Annotated in this window: 19 protein-coding genes; 3 read left to right on the top strand and 16 right to left on the bottom strand. The window is 56.8% G+C overall.

The features are described 5' to 3' along the window. Positions 1-163 precede the first annotated feature (163 nt). The 10 genes from cas2 to csx2 form a co-directional block, all read right to left on the bottom strand. Positions 164-442: a CRISPR-associated endonuclease Cas2 gene (gene cas2 / locus ACVWZF_RS05020; protein WP_414389456.1), complete on the bottom strand. Its 279-nt coding sequence runs from the start codon at positions 440-442 to the stop codon at positions 164-166. After that, complete coding sequence (gene cas1 / locus ACVWZF_RS05015) at positions 442-1,431, bottom strand: CRISPR-associated endonuclease Cas1 (protein WP_457411005.1); 990 nt, start codon at positions 1,429-1,431, stop codon at positions 442-444. Before cas1 ends, cas2 begins: the two co-directional genes overlap by 1 nt. Next, complete coding sequence (csx18, locus tag ACVWZF_RS05010; protein ID WP_457395385.1) at positions 1,431-1,730, bottom strand: CRISPR-associated protein Csx18; 300 nt, start codon at positions 1,728-1,730, stop codon at positions 1,431-1,433. Before csx18 ends, cas1 begins: the two co-directional genes overlap by 1 nt. 29 nt (positions 1,731-1,759) lie before the next feature. After that, entirely contained in the window at positions 1,760-3,724 is a 1,965-nt protein-coding gene (locus ACVWZF_RS05005) for an RAMP superfamily CRISPR-associated protein (RefSeq protein WP_457411004.1), read from the bottom strand. Positions 3,725-3,754: 30 nt separating this feature from the next. Beyond that, positions 3,755-4,396 carry a Uma2 family endonuclease gene (locus ACVWZF_RS05000; RefSeq protein WP_457411002.1) on the bottom strand — a complete coding sequence of 214 codons (642 nt, stop codon included), beginning with the start codon at positions 4,394-4,396 and terminating at the stop codon, positions 3,755-3,757. Beyond that, positions 4,396-4,788, bottom strand: a complete 393-nt coding sequence (locus tag ACVWZF_RS04995) for a hypothetical protein (RefSeq protein ID WP_414357349.1) — start codon at positions 4,786-4,788, stop codon at positions 4,396-4,398. Before ACVWZF_RS04995 ends, ACVWZF_RS05000 begins: the two co-directional genes overlap by 1 nt. 24 nt (positions 4,789-4,812) lie before the next feature. Further along, positions 4,813-5,583: a type III-B CRISPR module RAMP protein Cmr4 gene (gene cmr4, locus ACVWZF_RS04990; protein ID WP_457411000.1), complete on the bottom strand. Its 771-nt coding sequence runs from the start codon at positions 5,581-5,583 to the stop codon at positions 4,813-4,815. 47 nt (positions 5,584-5,630) lie between these two features. Continuing rightward, on the bottom strand, positions 5,631-6,770 hold the full coding sequence (locus tag ACVWZF_RS04985; protein WP_457410998.1) for a type III-B CRISPR module-associated protein Cmr3: 1,140 nt from the start codon (positions 6,768-6,770) through the stop codon (positions 5,631-5,633). Continuing rightward, positions 6,767-9,748, bottom strand: coding sequence for a type III-B CRISPR-associated protein Cas10/Cmr2 (cas10, locus tag ACVWZF_RS04980; protein WP_457410997.1), 2,982 nt, complete (start codon positions 9,746-9,748; stop codon positions 6,767-6,769). Before cas10 ends, ACVWZF_RS04985 begins: the two co-directional genes overlap by 4 nt. A 202-nt stretch (positions 9,749-9,950) precedes the next feature. Then, the gene (csx2, locus tag ACVWZF_RS04975) at positions 9,951-11,285 is read right to left on the bottom strand and encodes a TIGR02221 family CRISPR-associated protein (protein WP_041436290.1); all 1,335 of its coding nucleotides are present in this window, start codon (positions 11,283-11,285) and stop codon (positions 9,951-9,953) included. A 166-nt stretch (positions 11,286-11,451) separates the two neighbouring features. Here csx2 and ACVWZF_RS04970 point away from each other — a divergent pair, with 166 nt between their 5' ends. After that, entirely contained in the window at positions 11,452-12,201 is a 750-nt protein-coding gene (locus ACVWZF_RS04970; RefSeq protein ID WP_011432482.1) for a Uma2 family endonuclease, read from the top strand. A gap of 132 nt (positions 12,202-12,333) precedes the next feature. On the opposite strand, the gene ACVWZF_RS04965 is transcribed toward ACVWZF_RS04970, so the two are convergent. From ACVWZF_RS04965 to ACVWZF_RS04955, 3 genes are all read right to left on the bottom strand, one after another. Next, positions 12,334-12,894, bottom strand: a complete 561-nt coding sequence (locus tag ACVWZF_RS04965) for a formylmethanofuran dehydrogenase subunit E family protein (protein ID WP_049749561.1) — start codon at positions 12,892-12,894, stop codon at positions 12,334-12,336. A 373-nt stretch (positions 12,895-13,267) separates the two neighbouring features. Next, positions 13,268-14,182, bottom strand: coding sequence for a S1 RNA-binding domain-containing protein (locus ACVWZF_RS04960; RefSeq protein WP_457395955.1), 915 nt, complete (start codon positions 14,180-14,182; stop codon positions 13,268-13,270). A 77-nt stretch (positions 14,183-14,259) separates the two neighbouring features. Then, the gene (locus tag ACVWZF_RS04955; protein ID WP_457395954.1) at positions 14,260-14,700 is read right to left on the bottom strand and encodes an RrF2 family transcriptional regulator; all 441 of its coding nucleotides are present in this window, start codon (positions 14,698-14,700) and stop codon (positions 14,260-14,262) included. A 131-nt stretch (positions 14,701-14,831) separates the two neighbouring features. On the opposite strand from ACVWZF_RS04955, the gene ACVWZF_RS04950 reads away from it, so the two are divergent. Beyond that, positions 14,832-15,827, top strand: coding sequence for an AAA family ATPase (locus ACVWZF_RS04950; RefSeq protein ID WP_011432486.1), 996 nt, complete (start codon positions 14,832-14,834; stop codon positions 15,825-15,827). Positions 15,828-15,851: 24 nt separating this feature from the next. Here the strand turns inward: ACVWZF_RS04950 and ACVWZF_RS04945 are convergent, their stop codons facing one another. Beyond that, complete coding sequence (locus ACVWZF_RS04945; RefSeq protein WP_011432487.1) at positions 15,852-16,880, bottom strand: ABC transporter permease; 1,029 nt, start codon at positions 16,878-16,880, stop codon at positions 15,852-15,854. A gap of 209 nt (positions 16,881-17,089) precedes the next feature. On the opposite strand from ACVWZF_RS04945, the gene ACVWZF_RS04940 reads away from it, so the two are divergent. Beyond that, positions 17,090-18,046, top strand: a complete 957-nt coding sequence (locus ACVWZF_RS04940) for an NAD-dependent epimerase/dehydratase family protein (RefSeq protein WP_011432488.1) — start codon at positions 17,090-17,092, stop codon at positions 18,044-18,046. Positions 18,047-18,149: 103 nt separating this feature from the next. On the opposite strand, the gene cobW is transcribed toward ACVWZF_RS04940, so the two are convergent. Both cobW and psbC read right to left on the bottom strand, forming a co-directional pair. Then, on the bottom strand, positions 18,150-19,208 hold the full coding sequence (gene cobW, locus ACVWZF_RS04935) for a cobalamin biosynthesis protein CobW (RefSeq protein ID WP_457385026.1): 1,059 nt from the start codon (positions 19,206-19,208) through the stop codon (positions 18,150-18,152). A gap of 131 nt (positions 19,209-19,339) precedes the next feature. Continuing rightward, on the bottom strand, positions 19,340-20,719 hold the full coding sequence (gene psbC / locus ACVWZF_RS04930; protein WP_369791763.1) for a photosystem II reaction center protein CP43: 1,380 nt from the start codon (positions 20,717-20,719) through the stop codon (positions 19,340-19,342). Between the last annotated feature and the right edge of the window lie 34 nt (positions 20,720-20,753).

Raw genomic sequence — 20,753 nt, 5'->3', positions numbered from 1 at the left:
AGGGGGCTTTGGGGCCGGAAAGCCTTGTGGCGCAAGGCGTCGAGGGATCGGACGAAAGAATCGGCCTTTGCGGCTTTTGGCGGATCGCTCGCGGAGGCGTTGATACCGTTTGAGTGTGCTTTTGGAAACACCGAGTGCTTAAGTAGGAAGAGACTTGCCTGAGCTACACAATGACCGAGCTGGGGGGTGCAGTCAGGGCAGGCCCACCCCAGATTTCCACCTGGGCGAGGGCATAGCTAGTGAGCGGATAGAAGCGGACGCTGTCTTCCTCGGGCTTGATCTTCTTGCGGAGCCGCAGTTTGAGCTCCTCGAACTTGTCTTTGTCGAGGACGCACTCAAACACGCTGTATTGCACGCGCTTGCCGTAGCCTTCTAGCAGGTCGGCAATTTTCTTGCGTCGCTTGTCGCAGGGAGTATCGTAGGTAACAACATAAAGAAACATCAGCGAATCCGGTAGGGCTGGTACAAATCTTGAGGATTATAGACGGATTGCTTAAACTTTTTAACTTGCTGCGTTAGCAGATCCCAGCGGGGTTGATCTCCGTCAGGGGTCTGGAGGGATCCCTCCATTCTTTGGATGAAAGCTGTAAGGTACTTTTTCCTGCCACTATCACTTAGAAAACAGCCACCATCGCGATACTCAAAGTCTTCTTCGATGTTCATAATGCCCTTGTTGATCAGCCAGAGGACTATTGAATCTACAATAGGCGCCCGAAATTCTTCCAGTAAGTCCGAAACCAGAGCAGCATGGCGTTCACTGCTAGCGTGCAAGCAACCCTGATAGGGATCCAAATCTTGCAGCTCAACCAGGGTTAATAGATGGTTCCAGAGCACCATGTAGCCAAAGCTGAGCATGGCATTAACCGGGTTAGTGGGCGGCTGTCGAGTGCGGTTAAGCAAAACAAAGCCCCTTTGCTGAAGGCAATTTCCCAATTCCGGGAAATACAGAGCCGCAGCCGCTCCTTCAATGCCCCGCAATTGATCTAGAGACTTGGCCTCAAGAGCTTGAGCAGCCAAATGTTCCAGACTGCGCAGGGTCAGATCCCCTGTCTCAGTGGGGCGCTGCCTGAGCTGCCTCATCAGCAGCACTCGGCTATTGAGAAGCTTGGCTCGCACCATCTGGGCTGCCGTTTGCAATCGCCATTCTTCAGGGAGCGCCTGTTGCAAATGAGCTAAGCGGCGGTAGCCCCTCTCTATAGGAACAAGGCGACCATAGCAATAGCCTAGCCGGGAGAGATAGGCAATAGGAATATTCCGCCTCAGGCACGCTCTCACTACGTCTGTGGTGACCTGGGATCGGCCAAAGATTAAAATTTGCTCCAGCAAGGGTAGAGGCACCTCCTGCAAGAGCGACTCGCCCAAATAGACCATTACGAACTCTTGCTTAAGGCTTAGCCTACACCCCTGCTGAGAGACATATAAAGTTCGCATTATTCGTCATGACGACGCAGATCTTCAGCGCCTCGCCTCTGATCTATGGCATTGCCGGGTTTAGAGCGGCCACGCTCCGGTAAAATCTCAACATCAATTTCAGGACTTGACAAGAAATCCATCACGATCTCTGCCAGACTGCCCGAAAAGAAGCTGGCAATCGCGACAAGAACGGTATTGGTAATCACGGCTGCCAATCCCAAAGGAGCAATTAGCAGGATGGCCAGCGTGATCGAGCCGTTGACCACAGCTGTAACAAGGTTTCTAAGAACTTTGGCATTGATCCTCTTTTTGGACATTTTATTCCTCCAGAGATTCTCCAAGATCTCTACTTCAAGGGCCAGATTATTCCAAAATCATCAGCATTTTTCCTGAGCTGTTCAAGATAACTTTTCCTAGGATTCACCGTTGCCCCAAAAACAGTAACCACTTGGTAATCATCCAAATCGGCAATCCAAACCGGAGAAGGCACAGCACCACCCTGGACACCCCCGCACACAAATCGGTCGTACTGGCCTTCCCCCCGCCGACCCAAGCGATGCAAAGTTGCCAGGGCATAGGGCTTGTGGAAATCTTTCCTGCCGCTGCAGACTACAATCTTGCAGTTGGCATCTACCGCTTCTGGCCATTTATCCCTGTCAACTCGGCCAAAACTTTGTGGGCTGTTGGGGTTAATGGCTTGCTGGGTTAGAGTCTTGAGAGCCTCAAAGAAGCTGCCCAGTCGCTTTTGGAAAAGCTTCTGAAACTCGACCACCGATCCTGGCAGCTCCCAGAAGGGACTCTCTGACTTGGGAATTAGGGTAGAGCCGCGCCACCAGGGAGGCCGGTCGCGATCCTGGCGGGAGTAGCAGGGTCTTCTAGCACCTTGGCCCACACCCCCCAGATGGAACATCATCCAGGTGAGGTTAGTAAAGAGCCTTTTCACCGCCTCCTGCTCTGCTTGGGAAGCGTAATTTTGGCACTCGCTAGAAAAACTCAAGACAAGGATCCCTTCCTGTTGGCCTGCGGCTTCTCTTCGCTGATTGGGCTCCGGCCGAGAGACTTTGCCGTTCAGCAAATCCACATGGATCCAGCCGTGTTTCTGCTCGGGGGTGATGGAGCCAAACAGTTGTCCTTCCCACTTCTGAACCTGAACAACCGGCAAAACCCCCAAGGCAAAAGTGCGAAACCAGTAGCGCAGCATGTTCTTAAAGGCTACCGGTCGGACTTCGGCAATTGATTTGTTGTCATACCGGTTCTTATCAGGTCTCCAGTTGACCACTTGCCGCCCGTGGATCAACTGACCCTTCAGCTCAAAAGGCAGCCGCAAGAATTCTCCCTTGTATTGAGATAGAGTTTTGCCAGTTTGAATCAGCCGACCGTAGCCGGTATTGACTTGGGATCCCACTCCTTGCTCCAGCCCGCGGATGAGCCATTCTTTCACTTGGGCCAACATCTCGTCGGTGCAGCCTGGGCCTTTGCGGATCCCGATCAAAAACGTGGCCTGTTTGAGAGAGAAAAAGACATTGGGATTTGGGCTATATTTCAAGCTATTGCCATCCCAACTCCAAACGTTATTGGCAATATCAACAGCCAAGCCTCCCGACCTGGAGTTATCGGGATCCCCTTGTTTTTGAGTCTTGGTCGGCACAGGGTAGGCATCCAAAAAGATCTCCTTGCCAGCACTATCTTTGTCCTCAGCTTCCAGGTGCCCAAGCCAGGGTGCCACTGCTTTATCCGCCTCTTTCCAAGACAGGTTGTGCTTCTGCATCAACTCTCGAATAGCCTGGGCGCGGGCTACCCCTCGCAAGGTGGAGCTGGGAAGGTAAGGGATCCCCAAGTGATCAAAAGCGGGCAGCAGCATGCTTTCCGGGCCTTTGGCTCCACCCACCCGAATTCGCCAGGGACAGGTGACCTGAAAAGTGTTTTCTTCTCCGGCAATGCGTTTGATGCGAGCATTTAGAACTTGCAGGCGCGCTCCGTAGTTTGCCTTTGCTTCTACTTGGTGCACCAGATCGACTTTGGTTCCGTCTTTGAAAGGAGTTGCTGGAGCTCTCATCCACCGCAGATATTCAATAAAGCTCGCCGTCGGATCTGGGTTGGGATTGGGATCCGAGGGATGCCCTAACCAGGGAGAAGGTTGGGAATGGTTGCCGCCCCCTCCACCACCACTCCCCCCTCTCTGATTGGGGGGATGGCCTCCTCCTTGACTTCCTGAACTTGGCGGACGGCTGGGATCCCCTTGCTGAGGTGAGCCTGGTCTTCCAGGACGGGGAAGGGGTTGTGGAGCGTTGGCAGGACGATTGCTAGGCATTTGATCTTCTCCTAAAGCTGGAAAGCAGTATTAGGAATTGCGAAGCGTTTCCCGAAATTCGCGCAACATAGCGCTGGTGCCAATTTCTAAGGCGCGTCGAATAAGTTGAGGTACAAGACTGGAGATGTCGAAGTCTGGGAAAAGCCGGCTGCAGCTCGATTCTACGTAGTCTTCTCCCTGCAGAATAAATATCCGCAAACTTCGCTCACCCAAGAGCCAAACTTCCGGCACGCCAATAGCTTTATAGGCATCGATAAAGGTCCGGGAAGTAACGTCGGACTCAATGGCCAGATCAGGCGGGGGCAATAGATCAACATCAATTCTTCCCTCACACCCTCGCATCTGCTCCAGGTTATTGACATAGAAGCAGGTGTCAGGCTCTACTCCAACGCTGCCAGACTTTTTAAGGGTTGTTGAGCCAAAATCTTCCCAGTCTCTCCCTTGAGAATCAAGGAGAGCTTTCACAATATCTCCGGCAATGCGGTGAGGGCGCTCGTGTTTGGATAAGGGAGACATAATCTCTAAGGTGCCGTTGTAATAGGCAATGCGAGTGTGGCGGTCTTCCCCTAACTCCTCCAAAATGCTCTCAAAGTCTTGCCAAGTCAGCGAATGGATAACCACTTGGCTTCCTTCATACAGGGAAATAGACTGGATTGGAACAGCTACACTCATTAGTCCCCCCCGCTAACGTCATGGTAAATGGCTGTAGCCCAGAAGCTGAATTCTTGCGCCAAAGCAAGTCCCAGCCCTGTTAAACCCAGGTACTCTTCAACTCCCAACCCCATGAGACGATCCAGGCCGTTGGATTTGGCAATTTCGTTTTGACCGGAGATCTTTTCTAGGCAATCGAAAAACTCCTTGACCACCTCTTTTTTGCCCTCTTGGCTAAGGGCGTCTTCTTCGGCCTTGAGGCGCAGCAGGCCCCAAGTAGAAAGATAGGTGTAGAGCTCCACAGCCTGGTTTTTTTGCTCTTTTAGCCTTTCTGGATCCCTGGTTTGCGCTCTGAGCTGGCACAGGGATTCGTAAACGGGCTTGGCCAATGTACGCGGGTCAAAGCTATTCATAAAACCTCCCTCCTAGGTTGAGATCTAGTTCAAAGACAGCTCCACAAAGCCTCGGCCCAAGCTTTCCTGGCCGCCAATCTGCATAATCTGGTTGGATTGCAGCAGATCTCGAAACTCTTTCATTGCCTCCTCAGAACTGCCATTTGCTTGGGCTGTAACCCCCCAGGCAAAGTACATCAAGCTATCGGGAGGAATAGCCTCTTCGTAGCGGAAGCCTCTTTCGACAACTTTGTGCTCGCTAAGCTTGACTTTCACCTGTCGCCACAGGCTCATTTGAATTAGGGTGGCACAGTGCTGATCGGGTAAAACAATCACGCGACTGATATTGGGGCCTTTGGTGTAGCTCTTCCATTCCGACCATTGTCGAAGACCCTCTTTGAGAATGGCATCTTTGAGGTAGATAGGCTGGTTTGTTCCCAAGTTGGTGCTATAGGGATCCGGCACTGACAGATTCTGGCCTGTTAGCCGCAGCCAGCGCTTAAGCAGAAGCGGGCAGCTTATCCACACCACCCCGTGGCTGAGGGAGGGCACCGGGATCCAAAGCAAGGAGCCATCTCCAATCCAAATGGATCCCTGGGTCAGCTGATCCCCTTCCCCAATTTCGTTGCCAAAGAGCTCAAATTTTTTGTCTTTATCGGCCACGCTGGCCCGCAACCTGCCCCGGATGGTGCTGGAAGGGATGTAGGGCAAATGGGTGTGGGATTCGCGGGCAATGCCCAAGAGGTTGCCTTCTTGGGTGGTGCCGCCAGTGTGCAGGGGAGTCAATAGATGGAGGTAGGCAATCTGAAAAGTCATGGATGGGCTCCTTTTGCGAGTAAGTATTCAAGGACTGAAAGCAAAACTCAGTTGGCCCAAGGCAGCCATAGGAGCTCGCTATAGCCCAACAGCCGCCAGCGGTGGAACACGTTGAGCCGGCCATCTTCTAGCTCGGGCTCTTCTTGGTTGAGGGGGGCCGGTTGCTCCAGGTAGTAGACACTGCCAGGAGGCGCGGCAAAAACTTGAGGAGCGGGTAGGCTCATCTGTCGCGGCTCTTGGGGGTGATCTACCCGCAGGCGTCCACTGATGGGAACGGGCTTGCCGGTGGCCACGCTCACCAGGGGGCCGGTGAGGGAGTGAGCAGGATGGGGAGTGGCCAATCGCCATTCCCACGGCCAGGCACGGCAGAGGGAACGCCCGTCCACCTTTTTGATGAACACGCCTGGGGTCGCTAAGTAGGCCAAAGCGCGTCGGGCTTGGCAAAAGGCGGCCTGAGAAAGGGCCTGCAACTGCTGCCACTGCGCCTGCAACTTCGGACAAGGGGCCAGCAAAGCGCAGTGGCCTTCTCCCCCCAGCCGCAGCACTGCTTCCTGAGTAAGGGGTAGGGGATCCCAGGCTTCGCGATCGGGATCCCAGCACTCGATGGAAAGGGCCAAACTCCAGCCCGGCTGAAGACGGATACAGGTCTCCACAAAGTAGCCATCGGCTTCTCGCACTTGCCGCTTGCTCACCTGCAGAGTGTTGTGGGGCCGTACTTCATACTTCAACGGCGGCTTGACGGCCTGGCTGAGATCCCAGCCTTTGCCTTCCAGCGCCTTTTGCACCACCTCGAAGGGCAGGTAGCCTCCCGTTTTTTTCTTCTTGCTGCTCTGGCTGCCTTCGGGTTCCTCCTCTGCTGGCCTCAGGGACACCAACGGGGCTGGCCGGGTGGGATCCCAGTGGCAATGGAAGTAGGGATCCGTCTCGTCCAACCAAGGCACAGGGACAAGGGGGGATCCGTCTTCCAGGTGCAAAGGGGCAGGGAAATAGAGCCTTTCGTCATGGCAGAGAAAGGGGCCCCGCAGCCGCAGCGTCATCGGCTGGCCCAGGTAGGCTTGAACAGCCCCGGCCAAGGTGTGGCCACTGGGGGGAAAGCTGCTATTGGCCCAGGCCCGCTCTCCCGGGGCAAAGGGCTTAGCATCTCGAAACATCCACACATCCAAGGGTGATAGGGTAAACCAACTCATCGGCTGTTCCTCCCCAAAGCAACGGTGCGGTTGCGCAGCACAAAAGCTGCCAACTTGAACCAGTTTTTGATCTCCAGATCCCACTCCTGGGGCTGGGCGGGCAGGCTGTGCTGCCAAAAATGCTGGATAAACTCCACAAGCTTGTTCTGGAAGTGCTCTTTCTGCTCCGATTCCTGTTTGAAGAGATCCCGGCGGCTGCAGAACAACCGGGCCCACTCACGCACTGCCTCTAGGCTCGGAGCTGGGTGTTGCTCCCAAAGCTGGGCCGCTTGTTCAAACAAGGAGCTTTGATCCTGCTGCTGGCCCATGAGCTTCCAGTCAAAATCAAGGAGATCCTTCCACCTGTCGAACGTGTCGAACTTGCTGGTGCTCACCAGTTGGTTGCCATTGGCAAACAGCACCCGCACCTGCACGCTGTCTTTGGGGCAGCCATGGGCATAGAGGTGGCCCTTGGCTTCTTCTTCCGCTTGCCAAAGGTTTTCCAGGGCAATGGCCAGAGGCACCGAGTGATGGGCAATCACCACGCCGAAGCTGATGGTGGCTGCGGATCCCAGGGTAAAGAGGGGGCGCCGGCTCAAACCTTCGGGAGGCCGCCCTTTTTTCCACTGCCAGTAGTCCCCCAGGTTCTCAAACTCCTGCCAGTCATCCTCTCCCCCCCGGAAACACTGGCGAATATCCCACAGCCAGCCATCCCACTCCCAGAGGTTGGTGTAGGCCAAAACGTCGTCCCCGCCGGCGTAGATGAGCTTGCCTGCATAGCGTTGCTCTGTTAGGTAGGGCACCAACTGGCCGGAAAAATCCAGCAGGGCGCGGCTTAGGGCGCTGTGGGTGGCAGGCCCCATGCGCTTGCGGCTGTTTTTGACAAACTTCTGAAAAGCGTCTTTGACTTGCTCCAGCTCCTCCTTGTCCTTGCCAAAGACCTCGCCAATGGCTTCCGTTTGCCCGTTGGCCAGCCGCTGTAGGGGTTGAGGCAGATAGTCGTAGTAGGATTTCATCTTCTCGCCCCTGAGCCATTTGCCCATGTCGTCCCCATCCCCGGCAGCCAGCACGTACCAACTGGCGGGGTTAACGCTGGGGTAGTAGCGGCCTAGAAGCGTCTCGATGTCCTGCCGGTAGCTTCTTTGCGTTTCCTCGTCCAGATCCAGGTCTTCCACCAGCCAACCAGCATTGAGCAGACGGGGATGGTAGCGCAGGTTCTGCCGGTCGGCCCACGGGATCCCCCATTTGCCCCGCATTTCCCGCAGCACCCCTCTGACCTCCGGGTAGCGGGCCTCCACTGCCTGACAGGCCTGCTCGAAGTGCTCTCGTTCCCGTCGCCCTTGGGTTTTGAGGTAGCCGGCTACGCCAGCGGTGAGATCCGGGTAGGAAGCGGCAATCTGGTCTTCATCCAGCTCGCGGAAGAGCTCCGGCAGCACTTTGTACAAGCCCCGCTTGAGGGTTTCGGTGGCATTGAGCTGTTCCCGGCCATCGAAGAGCCCGGCCTGCCGTTGCCAAAGCCGCCGACTCTCCCCTTCTGTTATCCACCCCTGCCGCGGTGAGGGATGCACCACCGGCCCCAAGCCCGAAACGGTGCTGCGCGGCCCAAACGCAACGGGGAGCTGCCAATCGCGGGCCTGCTTACAAGCGGCTTGTAGCCGCCGACTTTGCTCCACTGCGGCTGCCCACCAAGATCCCACGTTGAGTCCGGCCTTGTATTGGCGGCGCTGTTGTCTTTGGGGATCCCAAAAGCTAGCCCGCAGAAACTCCAGCTCCTCATCAGCAAAGAGCTTTTGCTTAGCCCCCAGGTGATAGGTGCGGTTTTGGGCACTGACCCAGGGATCCGCATCAATGGAAACCTGAGGGGGCTTGAGGATGCCGGTATCCTTGAGAGAGTGAGCCGGGGATCCCAAGGGCACGGCTGCCCAGTAGTGCTGCCACTGATGCTCCAGCCATCCCTGCCAGGTGGGGTCCTCTGGGTGCAACTGCCTCAGCCAGCGGCGATCCCCCTGCAGGTAATCCAGCACCTTCTGGGCCAACTGCTTCCATTCTTCCTTGAGGGTCTGCTGGGCAAACTGCATGGCCGCCTCCACCCGCTCTTCTGGCAGCAGCAGCAGGAGCACATTGGGAAAGCCGGCGGTGAGCAGGGCGTTAGGCGAAGGCTGAGGGATCCATTCTTCAAATTCGGGGTACTTCTCCCGCAGCCAGTAGTCGATTAATGGCTGGCCATAGAGGCTGGGGTAGAGCAGACAGTCGGGACCGTATTTCTCGGCAAGCCGCCAACTCATGCGGGCAGAAAGGTAGTGCAGCAGCCAGGAGCCAGCCCAGAAGTCCCGCATTTTGCGGCTGGCTTTGATCAGCTCCTGGATGGGGTTGAAGGTAAAGCTCACCAAAAAGGGTCGCGTGGGCTCCTCGTAGCCGGCCAAGCATCCGGCCAAGGCTGCGGTGACGCTGGCGTGGCTCCACAGGGATCCGTCTGGCAGCCGGGTTTCTGCTGGCAATAACAGCAAGCTTTCATCCCCAAACTCCTGACAAATAGCTTGGGGAAAGCACCGCCAAAACCACCAAAACACTTTTTGGGGATCCTCCTCTTGCCAAACCCAATCGGGGATGGCGTTCTCCTCCCGTTCCATCAGGTAGTCTGCACGGGAGCAGGCATTCTTGAGGGCTTGGTGTTGCTCATCGGCCAATTGCCAAAAGTGCTTGCGCCCCGAGAGCAGATGGCTCATCTCCAGTCCAGAGCCTAACCCCTGGCCGCGATCCTCAACCTGGTAGTCGATGGCTACAGGCAAATGGCCAATGGCCGCGCGGTCGCTGGCCGAGGCGATGAGATCAGCATCGCCTATGGGAGAGGATCCCTCGGCTTTGGGAGAAGACCATCCCTGCATCGCTGCCAGTCTGGTCCACAGCCCTTCCTTGGAGCGGCCAGTCCTGTCGTGTAGGGCTTTGAGGGCGGGATCATGTAACAGACCCCAGAGCTTAGCTTGCCAGTAGTAAGACATGGTGTTTTCGCTGGAGAAACAGAACAGTTAGGAACTCCTCGAACAAGGAACAAAACCCCGGTAGCCACCCGATGTCGTGGCTACAGAAGCTACAAAACAAAATCGATCTGATCCCGGCCAGCCCTCAGTTTTCTTCAGTATTTCTCAATAGCCGTTGTTTGACCAAAAACCCAGAACCTGAGGGCGAACCGATGTCTTTAGCCTACGGAGAAGTGGAAAGATCCCCTTCCAACTTCCCTTCTGCCCAGGTCAATTTGGGAAACAGCTCTTCCAGGCCAGGCAGCAGGTCTTGCAAAACAAAGCTTTCTAGAGCTTCGCTGTTCAAAGGGTCTGGATTCATCTGCACATGGGCAACATCGTTGCGGTACTGGCTGAGGCGAGACCAGAGATCGGCAAGCTGCTTGGCGTCGGGCACATGGGCGGTAATAGGAGGAAGCGCCTGGGGCTGGTCTTCCCGTGGGATGAGGGATCGGCCCGATTCGCCAGTCGCAGGGGGATCTCCAAGGGGCTGGTCTTCTCGTGGAATGAGGGATGCCAACTGGTGTTCAATTCCCTGCCGCTCTTCTCGTTCGAGGTAGTTTTGGATCCCCTCACAGAGGCAAAGGGCGGAGACCACCCACTCCCGGGCCAGTAGAAGAGCTTGGGTGATGAGGCGCTTTTCTACATACCAGCGCAGCAGTTGAAATTGCTTTTGAACTTGGGCTTTGGGATCCGAAGCCCTGTCCGCGGGTAGAGCCAGTTGGCTGTAGCTATCCTGAATGCTTCGCAGCAGCAGGCCAAAAGGCTTGGCAAATTGACCCACCTCTTGCTCCAGATCCGCGGTGGAGTGCTTTTGCAAATTGGGCAAGTCCTCTTTTAGGAGATTGACAGGTCTTACCAGTTCAAGAGAGCGGGAAACATTGCGGATGGCTCGGCCAAAGCTTTGCAGCCGAGTAGGTCTGGGATCCCCTTTGCCAGACTTTTGTCGGCGGTAAAAGTCCCGTTGAACCGTATCCAAAAGTTGACCCAACTCCAGCGCCGAGCCGGTGCTGATGAATTTGTCGGTAGCCGTCAGCCAATCCAAAAGACGAAGGGCGGGGGTGAGATCGATAATGGGGGTTTCCGCTTGGCCAGAGCGGTACAGACCATAGTAGAGACCCTGAATCTCTACATTTTTGGCCTTGCGCAAAAGGGCAGCTCCCAAGAGCACCAGCACGGGGATGGAGCGAAAGGCGTGGGTGATATCGAAAACCAGCCGCGTATGGGGCTCGATGCTATCGACCAGCACATCGAAGATCTCCCAGGTCTCTGCCTCGGTTTTCCCTTCAGGAATGGCCTTGGCAATTTTCTCCACGTGGGGGGGTAGGCAGTCCTGTAGATGCTTCCAATGGGTGTCATGTGCTTCTTGGGTTAGCAGCACAATCACCCTCTCGATGTCAAAGAGCTGACAGAGGGCTTTGGCAACATAACGGGTTCTATCGGCTTTCCGCTCCCCAAAAACATACACCGTCTCGCTGTAGGGGCTGGTGCCTAGAGTGGTCAAAAGGGTATTAGCCATAGGGATCCTCTCGATGACGGCTTTCAAGCATTGAAGCACGGGCATCTTCAAGCTACTGCAGCTTGGAAGCCCCCCCTTCTCAAGTTGCCTGGAGAGGGTTCTGGGTTGAATGTTGCCCTATCCTCTCCCGAAAAGTGGCATCCTCTGCTCAGCCGGTGCCAGAAAGATGGGGATCTCTACCCCCAAAATTGAGTGGAGCCATCTTGCCGCTGGATTTGGATCCCTGCTCGACAACTGTTTCAAAACGGTGAAGGTGGGGGATGTCAGAGCTAGCCTAGACAGAGATTCGGCCATCCTAAACAACGGGGATCCTGTGATGCTATCGACTCCAGAGTTGTCCATTTCAGGTCAAAAGCTAACTCCCGAACAGTTTCTGGCCTTGCCGGAGGGGGATATTGTCTATGAGCTAGTCGATGGGCGGGCCCTCTCCAAAAACGAACCCATGTCGCCAAAACGCTTCCATGCTCGTCTCCAACCGGTGTTGTGGCAAATTTTGGAGGACTGGTGCTCTAGCCCTGAGTGTCCTAAGCCTGGGTCAGCACATACTGAGTGGGCAGTTGTTTTAACACGAAAGGCAGAGCCCTGGATCCCAGTTCCTGATGTTACTTACATCTCTAACGAGCGGTTGCCGGTTGAGGCCATGACCGATGAAGCTTGTTTTGCCATTCCCGAGTTGGTGATCGAGATCCTTTCTCCTGGCCAGAGTTTTGGAGCCATAGCCCAGAAGGCAACCGATTATCTAGAAGCTGGGATCCCCCGCGTTTGGGTTGTGGATCCCCAAGCCAAGAGCATCACCGTCTTCTATCCCGATGCCCCGCCGCGCACCTTTACGGGATCCCAAGCCATTCAAGATGATTTCCTGCCGGGTCTAAAGGTGATCCCTCAAGATGTATTCGCTCAAGCCCGGATCCCTTAGGGGGTACCTAGCGAGCCCACGATAATCAGAGTTAGTTCCAGAAAGAGAGCATCCGGCAGAGGTGGCCACCCGCTCGGGTCTGGAGCTGATTGGCTCAGGAATGCCGAAGGGATCCCGAAGCGATATTCCCTGCTATGGGCTAATGGCGAGACGGAAAAGCTTCTCATCGGCCAGTTGAAGAACTTCCTGCCCTGCAGCCGCCAGTTGTTCCGAGGGCAAGTTCTGGTATTTGTCAATAAACTCGGGCAAAACTTGAAACTCCACCCGCTTGCCGGTCTCTCGGTGGATGACCACGCTGCGCATTTTTTCAAGAGATTCGACCTCCACCAGCTTCAAGTTCAACTTGCCCAAACTGGCTCCTGTTGCAGCATGCAAGCCATCCACAATGCACACGAACGGGATCTCTGCCGGCGACTCGTGAATGACCTCCACCAGAAAACGGTTCCTAGAAGTGTGGGGAGTTGGACTCATCAAGCCCAGCTCCTGCAGAGCGCGCATCCCCATGCGATAGCCGACCACGGCCCAAGGCCCAGCTCCGCCATGAATTTCCGTTACTCGCTGAATGGCCGCCGCCGTCGAGTCCGTTGCAGAACTGGTGACCGGATGAGCTGTCGCCGGCGCTCCCAGAGTTAGCTGAAGTGCAATCAGCAAAAGAGAAAGCTGCTGTGGCTTGGCAATGGATGACAGGTTCATAGGCAGCGAGAGAGCTGATAAAGAGGAGATGGGTCAAGCCATCCTAAGCTCTAACCTTCGAGGTTGCCTATGCGGGGGTAGGGGATCCAGCCCTCTTCTGGGAACTCTTCCGAAAATCACCTCCTGGCTGAAGAGGGCTAAGACCAATGGTATTGTCAGGGGTAAGCCCCTGGGCGTTGAGCACAGGCCCCTGCAGGAGTAAGGGTAGTACTAGAGTACCGTGATTTTCCTCTGATTGCCGTAAGGCGTTGAGCACGGGATGAAAAAAAGGATCCCGTATGGGATCCCTTGGAAGTGATTTTCCTCTGATTGCCGTAAGGCGTCTTGCTTTCCCTCTGCAGGTTTTGCATCCGAACTCGAGGCAGAGATGGGATCAGATGACTTGGCCGTCGGATGTTATTCTCCCCTTGAGTTTACCGGCCCGCTCTTCGGCCTCCTCCATAACCCTGTCCAGCTGCTCCAGCACCTCGCCCGGATGCTTTTCCAGCACCCGCAGGGAGAGGGCCATCCGTCCCTTGGCCTCATCTACATCGATGACAACAGCTTTGATGCGTTGGCCTGGTTTGAACAAATCCGGTAGCGAGGCTACAAAGTTTTGGCTGACCTGCTTGATATGCAACAGCCCGGTTATCCCCCCTTCCAAATCCACAAACACGCCGAAGGGTTTCAGTCCGCTGACCTTGCCCTCCACCACTTGGCCACTGGTGTAGCGGCTCAGGTTCTCCGACTTTACAGCCGCCCTTTGGGAGAGCACCAGCTTGTTGGCTTCTGGGTTCACCTCGATAAAGCTTGCTGTCAAGGATTGCCCCACCAACTCCTCCAGACTTTCCCGTTGGCTGAGGTGGGAGCGGGGAATGAAGCCGCGCAGCCCCTGCACATCCACCACCACCCCCCCTTTGTTGGTGGCGATCACCGGAACGGTTACCGTCTGGCCGTTGGCTTGCTTCTGGGCCAGCTCTTCCCAAAGCCGCTTCAGCCTCAGCCGCCGCGCCGAGAGCACAATTTGTCCTTCTGCATCTTCCCGCAGGATGAGAAACTCGGCTTCTGTCTTTAAAGGAAAGAGCGCACTCAAATCTTCCCCTGGGCGGATCCCTGCTTCCTTGAGGGGCAAAAAGGCCGGGGATTTGCCGCCAATATCCACCAGAGCGCCATCGTTCTGATGTTGGAAGATGCGGCCTTGCACCACCTGCCCCGGTTGAAAGCTGAGGTTTTGCTTGTCTAAAGCCTGGGCAAAATCTTCCGCGGAAAACGTATCGGCAGCCTGAGAGCGAGAAGAGCGAACGGTCATGGAAGGGCTCAATTCGAAAAGCAGTGGGTTTCAGGATAACCCAAAACTTGCCAGGGATCCCAGCTCCAGCCTCTGGCCTAGATGTAGTACATGAGCCGAGCCTGTTGCTGTTGTGCCTGCCGGTCGCAGAGGTCTTGTAGGGTGGTCTTCTGGAGAATGGCTACCGCCGCAGCTTGAGCCTCTTGCCAGGCCTCCAGGAGCACTTCCCGCTCTGGGGTGAGATCGCCCGAGGGCAAGTCGCGGGAGCGGGTGAGATCTTCCCCCTCGATGGCCTGGATAACATCCAGCAGCGAGATCTGCCAGGGTGCTCGGGCCAGGAAGTAGCCTCCCTTGGATCCCCGTTGGCTGCGCACCAACCCCTGTCTGCGCAAGGTGGCCAGCAATTGCTCCAAGTAGCGGTCGGGTATGGACTGATGGGCCGCAATTTCTTTGATCTGCAGCACCTGGCCATCACTGTAGTGCTGGGCCAATTCCAGAAGGGCTAGGAGAGCATATTCACTTTTACAAGACAGTTCCAAGATAGTTATCCTTCGTGGAGAGCTCAGGTCTATGATACTCCGGTTTTTCACTGGGGTTTAGCGGGATCCCGCCCTGAGCTGGCAATGGGATCCAGCCTGTAAGGTGGAATAGGCCCCTTTGGGAATGGTTTATGGCGAGTGTCAGCACCCGGTCTGGTTCGGCACGGATCCCAGCGGAGCGATTACAAACCTTGCACCAACAGATTGGCAAGCTGATTGCCAATATCGAATCCGTGTTTCAGGGCAAATCGCAGGTGGTGCAGGCGGTGGTCACGGCCTTGGTTGCGGAAGGTCATGTTTTGCTTGAAGATGTGCCCGGTGTAGGCAAGACCACTTTGGCGCGGGCTATTGCCCAGAGTTTGGGGGCCAAGTTTCAGCGGATTCAATTTACCAGCGACCTATTGCCGACAGATATCCTTGGCCTCACCCTTTTCAACAAAGAAAAAGGGGATTTTGAATTTCGTCCCGGCCCCATTTTTGCCCACGTGGTCTTGGCGGATGAAATCAATCGCACCTCGCCCCGCACCCAAAGTGCCCTGCTGGAGGCAATGGCGGAAAAGCAGGTTTCGCTGGACGATCGCACCTACCCGCTGCCCAGCCCATTTATGGTGTTGGCCACCCAAAATCCTTTGGAGTACCACGGCACCTATCCCCTCCCAGAAAGCCAGTTGGATCGGTTTTTGGTACGGCTGTCGATTGGCTACCCCAGCCCTGAGGTAGAGCGAGCTTTACTCTTGCAACGGCAACAGGCCGAGCCGGTGGATGCTCTGCAGCCGGTTCTCTCCCTGATGGAGTTGCGAGAGATTCAGTCGGCGGTGGATCAGGTGTATTTGGATGGATCCCTGGCGGACTATCTTCTGCAGGTGGTGCAGGCCACCCGCGTGTCCAAGCTGCTGCGGGCGGGGGTATCCACCCGTGGAGCCCTGGCCTTGGCGCGGGCAGCACGGGCTCAGGCGCTGGTGAAAGGGCGCAGCTTTTGTCTACCAGAAGATCTGCAAGCACTGTTCGTGCCGGTACTGACCCATCGGGTTTCTCTGGCCGGGTCGGGAGAGATGGCCGGCAACCGACGGCAAGAGGCTGAGGCGGTGATTCGGGATATTGTCTCCACAATTGAGCCGCCTGTTTGAGGGATCCGTAGCAGCAATGGTTAACTACAGCAGTGAGTCGGGTCGGATCCGGGGATCCACCCACATCAGGAGCAAATCGGCCAACAAATTGCCCAGAATGAGCATCACGGCCCCCAGCAGAAGCCCCGCCATCACCACATTGATGTCGAAACTTTGAACAGCCTCCAAGAGCAGCTTGCCCAGCCCCGGCCAATTGAAGAAAAACTCGGCAATAAAAGAGCCGCTGAGCAGATTGGCAAACTCAAAGCCCAAGATCGTGATCAAGGGGTTGACGGCGTTGCGCAGCGCGTGCAACCAGATCACCCGCCACTCTGGGATCCCACGGGCCCGCGCCGCCTGGATGTATTCCTGCCGCAGCACATCCAAGAAATTGCCGCGCGTAATCCGCTGCAGCCCGGCAAAGCTGGTGATGCTCAGGGCCAGCGTGGGCAGGAGCAGGTGGCGGCCCAGATCCAGCAACTTTTCCCCCAAACTAAGCTCGGCAAAATAAACACTGGTCATCCCCCCTACCGGCAGCCAGCTCACGTTTTGGGCCACAATTAGCAGCAAAATGGCCAGCACGAAGCTGGGCATGGCCTGGCCCAGGTAGCTGAGCAACTGCAACGCCCGATCCAGGGGGGTGTTCTGCCGCAGCGCCCCCAGGATCCCTAGGGGAATGGCGACCAGCCAAGTCAGCACCACAGAGGACACCGCCAACAGCAAGGTAGCGCCGGCGCGGGAGAGGATGAGCTGTGCTACCGGCACGCGATAGGTGTAGCTCACCCCGAAATCCCCTTGCAGCAGGTTGCCCAGCCAGGTCAAATACTGCCAAACCAAGGGCTTATCCAACCCCAGCCGCGCTTCCTCTTGGGCAATAAACTCCTGGCTGACACTGGGATCCGCCCGCAAGGGATCCAAAAAATCTCCGGGGGCCAGCTGCAAGAGCAAAAAGCTGAGCACCGTGATCAACAGCAGCACCGGCACCGCTTGGGTCAGCCGCTGCAAAACCAAGGCCAGCGGCGGCCAAAGGCCAAAAGCGCGGGAACGGGAAGGCGGAGAAGAGGTTACAGCCACAGATGCAGATGGATATTCGGATATGCTCTTTGAGTTGGATTCTTGTCGAACTATGCTGACATCCTTGCGGGCAAATTTCCAGTGTGGGGTTTGCCAAGCCGAGCGGCTCTCTTGCAGGGGAATTGAGGGTTCAGGCAGTCCGGCAGACAGAAGCTGAAGCGGTACACTAGTCAGAAGCTTTTTTCATCGAGTCCCGTTGGGAAGACCTCTTGCGAAACCTGTTTCTTACCGGCGCTAGCGGCTGCCTGGGGCACTATGTGTTGGAGCGCCTGGCCCAGCAAAGGGATCCCGAGTTTCCGGAGCGGCCCGCCTACCACCTGTACGTTCTCATCCGCGAGACCAGCCGCCTACGGCTGCCCCTGGAACGGCTGCCCGCCCCTATCACCCTAGTACCCGGCGATCTCCTGCGCATCCGGGAACAGGCTGCCCTGCTACGGCAGATGGACGGGCTGATCCACATGGCGGCAGCTTGGGGGGATCCCGCCCTGGCTTGGGCCGTGAATGTTACCCACACCCTGGAGCTCTTTCAGTTGTTGGATCCGGAGCGCTGTCAGCAGGTGATCTACTTTTCCACGGCCAGCCTTTTGAACCAGGACCTGGAGCCTTTGGCCATTGCCGGACGGGCCGGCACCGACTACATCCGCAGCAAGTACGAGATGCTGCTGCGGCGGCAGGAAAGCGGCTTCTGGCCGGAGCGCCTGCTCACCCTTTATCCCACCCTGCTCTTTGGCGGCAGCCCCCACCACCCCTACTCCCACATCACTGCCGGCCTCAAGGACGTTCTCCGCTGGCTGGATCTGATCCGCTTTTTGCGGGTGGATGCCAGCTTCCACTTTATCCACGCTGCCGATGTGGCCGAGATGGTCGCCCACTGGGTGGCTCATCCCCCAGGCGCAGGAGATTGGGTGTTGGGCAACTCCCCCTTGTCTTTGGATGAGTGCGTGGAACAGGTGTGTGCCTATTTCAAAAAGCGGATTTATTTCCGCGTGCCCCTGCCTTTGGCTTTGGTTCGCGGCTTGGCCTTCTTGTTTCGGGTGCGGCTTTCCGAGTGGGATGAATATTGTCTGCGCCAGCGCCATTTTGTTTACCCGGCCATTTCCCCAGAAACCCTGGGTTTGCGCTGCCGGTTTCCCACTTTGGCCTCTCTTTTGGATACCTACCTCTAGACCACCTTTGAGTAACAGTAGAACTGGACGCTGCTTCCTTTCCCTCTGGGACGGGGGGATGAGAGCCGAGGACCCAAGGGATCCCACTCGCCTCCGACAGGGATCAGCCGGTGGGGGACACCGTTTCTCTGATGGCCAAGGCCTGGAGCTGGGCGGCAATGCGCTCGCGGTTGAGGTTTTGCCCAATCAGCACCAGTCGGGTCAAGCGCGGCTCCTGGGGTCGCCAGGGGCGGTCGTAGTAGGTTTCAAATCGGGATCCCACCCCCTGCAGCACCAGGCGCATCGGCTTGTAGGGGACGGCCACAAACCCTTTTATCCGGTAAAGACATTCCTCTTGGGCCAACTGGCGTAGCTGAGCCACCAGGGATCCCGGCTCATAACCTCCCTCCAAGCTGAGGTAGAAAGACTCAAAAGCTTCGTGCTCATGCTCCTCCCCGTGATCGTGGTGGCTGGGGCGGCGCTCGAGCTGGTCTTCCACCGCTGCATTAAAGCCCAAGAGCACTTCTGGGGAGACCTGGCCCCGCTCACAGGGGAGAATTTGGATCCCAGGGGGCAACCGCCGGCGCAGCCAGCTTTCCACTTGCGCCTGTTGCTCAGAAGAGATCTGATCCACCTTGGTGAGCACCACCAAATCGGCACAACTCAACTGATCCTCAAACAATTCCTCAAGCGGAGTCTCATGGTCCAAACTTTCGTCAGCCTGCCGCTGCGCCTCCAGGGCCGCCGGATCCCCCACCAGTTGCCCGGAGGCCAGAGCCTGACCATCCACCACCGTAATCACCGCATCCACCGTGGCGCCTGTACGAATGGTGGGCCAGCGGAAAGCCTGCACGAGCGGCTTGGGCAAGGCCAGTCCTGAGGTTTCAATCAAAATGCAGTCTAGCTCCGCCCGCCGCTGCAACAGAGCTTCCATGGTGGGCAAAAACTCCTCCTGCACCGTGCAGCAGAGACAGCCGTTGGCCAGCTCCAGAATGGGGATGGATCCCTCCCCCTCACACAGTTGGCAATCCCGCAGCAACTCGCCGTCGATGCCCACTTCGCCAAACTCGTTAACCAACACGGCAATGCGGCGGCCCTGGTTGTTGAGCAAAAGGTGACGGATCACCGTGGTCTTGCCGGATCCCAGAAATCCGGTGATGACGGTAACAGGGATCTTGTGCATCTGCTCTGATGACTCAGCGCTTTTCAGTTTCCACCCCAAACTTTCTTTCTGCCAATCCTTGAGGGGGGGATGCCCAAAAAAAGGCCCCCGGCAAGGGGGGCCAAAGGTACATTCCAGAGGGACTTATGCCCTTATCGGATCGGCTTCATCCGGTAAACCGGCTCGTTCTCGCGGCTGATCCCTTTCTCAAAGCCAGCAGCGGCAGCGCGAGCGCGACCGGCATGCCACAGGTGGCCGACAAAGAACAGGAAGCCGAAGATGAAGTTGTGAGCGGCCAACCAGGTGCGGGGGCTGGTGAAGTTCACCGTGTTGATTTCAGTAGCCACACCCCCCACCGAGTTCAGGGATCCCAGCGGCGCGTGGGTCATGTACTCCACTGCACGGCGGGCTTGCCAGGGCTGAATGTCGTTTTTCAGCTTATCCAGATCCAACCCATTGGGGCCCAGCAGCGGCTCTTTCCAGGGAGCCCGCACATCCCAGAAGCGCATCGTCTCGCCGCCGAAGATGATCTCGCCCGTGGGGGAGCGCATCAGGTATTTACCCAGACCGGTGGGACCTTGGGCTTGGCCAATGTTCGCCCCCAGGCGCTGGTCGCGCACGATGAAGGTGAGGGCTTGCGCTTGCGAGGCTTCTGGGCCAGTGGGGCCGTAGAACTCGCTGGGGTAGACGGTGTTGTTGAACCAGATGTAGCAGGTGGCAATGAAGCTCATCAGCGAAACCGCCGCCAAGCTGTAGGAGAGATAGGCCTCCCCAGACCAGATAAAGGCGCGGCGGGCCCAACCGAAGGGCTTGGTGAGGATGTGCCAGATCCCACCGGCAATGCAGATAATGCCGATGTAAATGTGGCCACCGATTACATCCTCCATGTTGTCGACGCTGATGATCCAGCCTTCCCCACCAAAGGGAGATTTGAACAAGTAGCCGAAGATCACAGCGGGGTTCAAGGTGGGGTTGGTAATTACCCGCACATCGCCACCCCCTGGAGCCCAGGTGTCATAGACACCGCCAAACCACATGGCCTTGGCCACCAATAGGAAAGCCCCCAACCCCAACAGGATCAGGTGGATCCCCAGGATGGTGGTCATCTTGTTCTTGTCTTTCCAGTCGTAGCCGAAGAAGGGGAAAGACTGCTCCAGAGTTTCTGGGCCGCGAATGGCGTGATAAATGCCCCCCAACCCCAGCACGGCGCTGGAGATCAGGTGCAGCACCCCGATGACAAAGTAGGGGTAGGTGTCAATCACCTCGCCCCCCGGGCCAACCCCCCAGCCCAGAGTGGCCACGTGGGGCATCAGGATCAGGCCCTGCTCATACATAGGCCGATCCGGCGTGAAGTGAGCCACCTCAAACAGCAGCATCGCCCCCGCCCAGAAGACGATCAGGCCAGCGTGAGCCACATGGGCGCCCAAAAGCCGACCGGAGAGATTAATCAAGCGGGCATTCCCAGCCCACCAGGCAAATCCGCCTTGGGTGCGATCTTGCACCACTGCAGAACCAAATGTTGTCGAGGTCACAGAGACCAACCTCCAATGATAGTCAGGAACAAGA

The organism is Thermostichus sp. OS-CIW-30 (genome assembly GCF_054060215.1).
The sequence above is the reverse complement of the archived record's forward strand: the minus strand, read 5'-3'. Positions and strand labels throughout refer to the sequence as shown.

What these genes read in the sequence shown, in the direction of transcription:
- cobW (WP_457385026.1), bottom strand. Translation starts at nt 19,208, where the DNA reads ATGCACAAGATCCCTGTTACCGTCATCACCGGATTTCTGGGATCCGGC.
- ACVWZF_RS04995 (WP_414357349.1), bottom strand. Translation starts at nt 4,788, where the DNA reads ATGAATAGCTTTGACCCGCGTACATTGGCCAAGCCCGTTTACGAATCC.
- csx18 (WP_457395385.1), bottom strand. Translation starts at nt 1,730, where the DNA reads ATGTCCAAAAAGAGGATCAATGCCAAAGTTCTTAGAAACCTTGTTACA.
- cas2 (WP_414389456.1), bottom strand. Translation starts at nt 442, where the DNA reads ATGTTTCTTTATGTTGTTACCTACGATACTCCCTGCGACAAGCGACGC.
- cmr4 (WP_457411000.1), bottom strand. Translation starts at nt 5,583, where the DNA reads ATGACTTTTCAGATTGCCTACCTCCATCTATTGACTCCCCTGCACACT.
- ACVWZF_RS04960 (WP_457395955.1), bottom strand. Translation starts at nt 14,182, where the DNA reads ATGACCGTTCGCTCTTCTCGCTCTCAGGCTGCCGATACGTTTTCCGCG.
- ACVWZF_RS05005 (WP_457411004.1), bottom strand. Translation starts at nt 3,724, where the DNA reads ATGCCTAGCAATCGTCCTGCCAACGCTCCACAACCCCTTCCCCGTCCT.
- ACVWZF_RS04985 (WP_457410998.1), bottom strand. Translation starts at nt 6,770, where the DNA reads ATGAGTTGGTTTACCCTATCACCCTTGGATGTGTGGATGTTTCGAGAT.
- csx2 (WP_041436290.1), bottom strand. Translation starts at nt 11,285, where the DNA reads ATGGCTAATACCCTTTTGACCACTCTAGGCACCAGCCCCTACAGCGAG.
- ACVWZF_RS05000 (WP_457411002.1), bottom strand. Translation starts at nt 4,396, where the DNA reads ATGAGTGTAGCTGTTCCAATCCAGTCTATTTCCCTGTATGAAGGAAGC.
- ACVWZF_RS04950 (WP_011432486.1), top strand. Translation starts at nt 14,832, where the DNA reads ATGGCGAGTGTCAGCACCCGGTCTGGTTCGGCACGGATCCCAGCGGAG.
- ACVWZF_RS04970 (WP_011432482.1), top strand. Translation starts at nt 11,452, where the DNA reads ATGGGGATCTCTACCCCCAAAATTGAGTGGAGCCATCTTGCCGCTGGA.
- cas10 (WP_457410997.1), bottom strand. Translation starts at nt 9,748, where the DNA reads ATGTCTTACTACTGGCAAGCTAAGCTCTGGGGTCTGTTACATGATCCC.
- cas1 (WP_457411005.1), bottom strand. Translation starts at nt 1,431, where the DNA reads ATGCGAACTTTATATGTCTCTCAGCAGGGGTGTAGGCTAAGCCTTAAG.
- ACVWZF_RS04965 (WP_049749561.1), bottom strand. Translation starts at nt 12,894, where the DNA reads ATGAACCTGTCATCCATTGCCAAGCCACAGCAGCTTTCTCTTTTGCTG.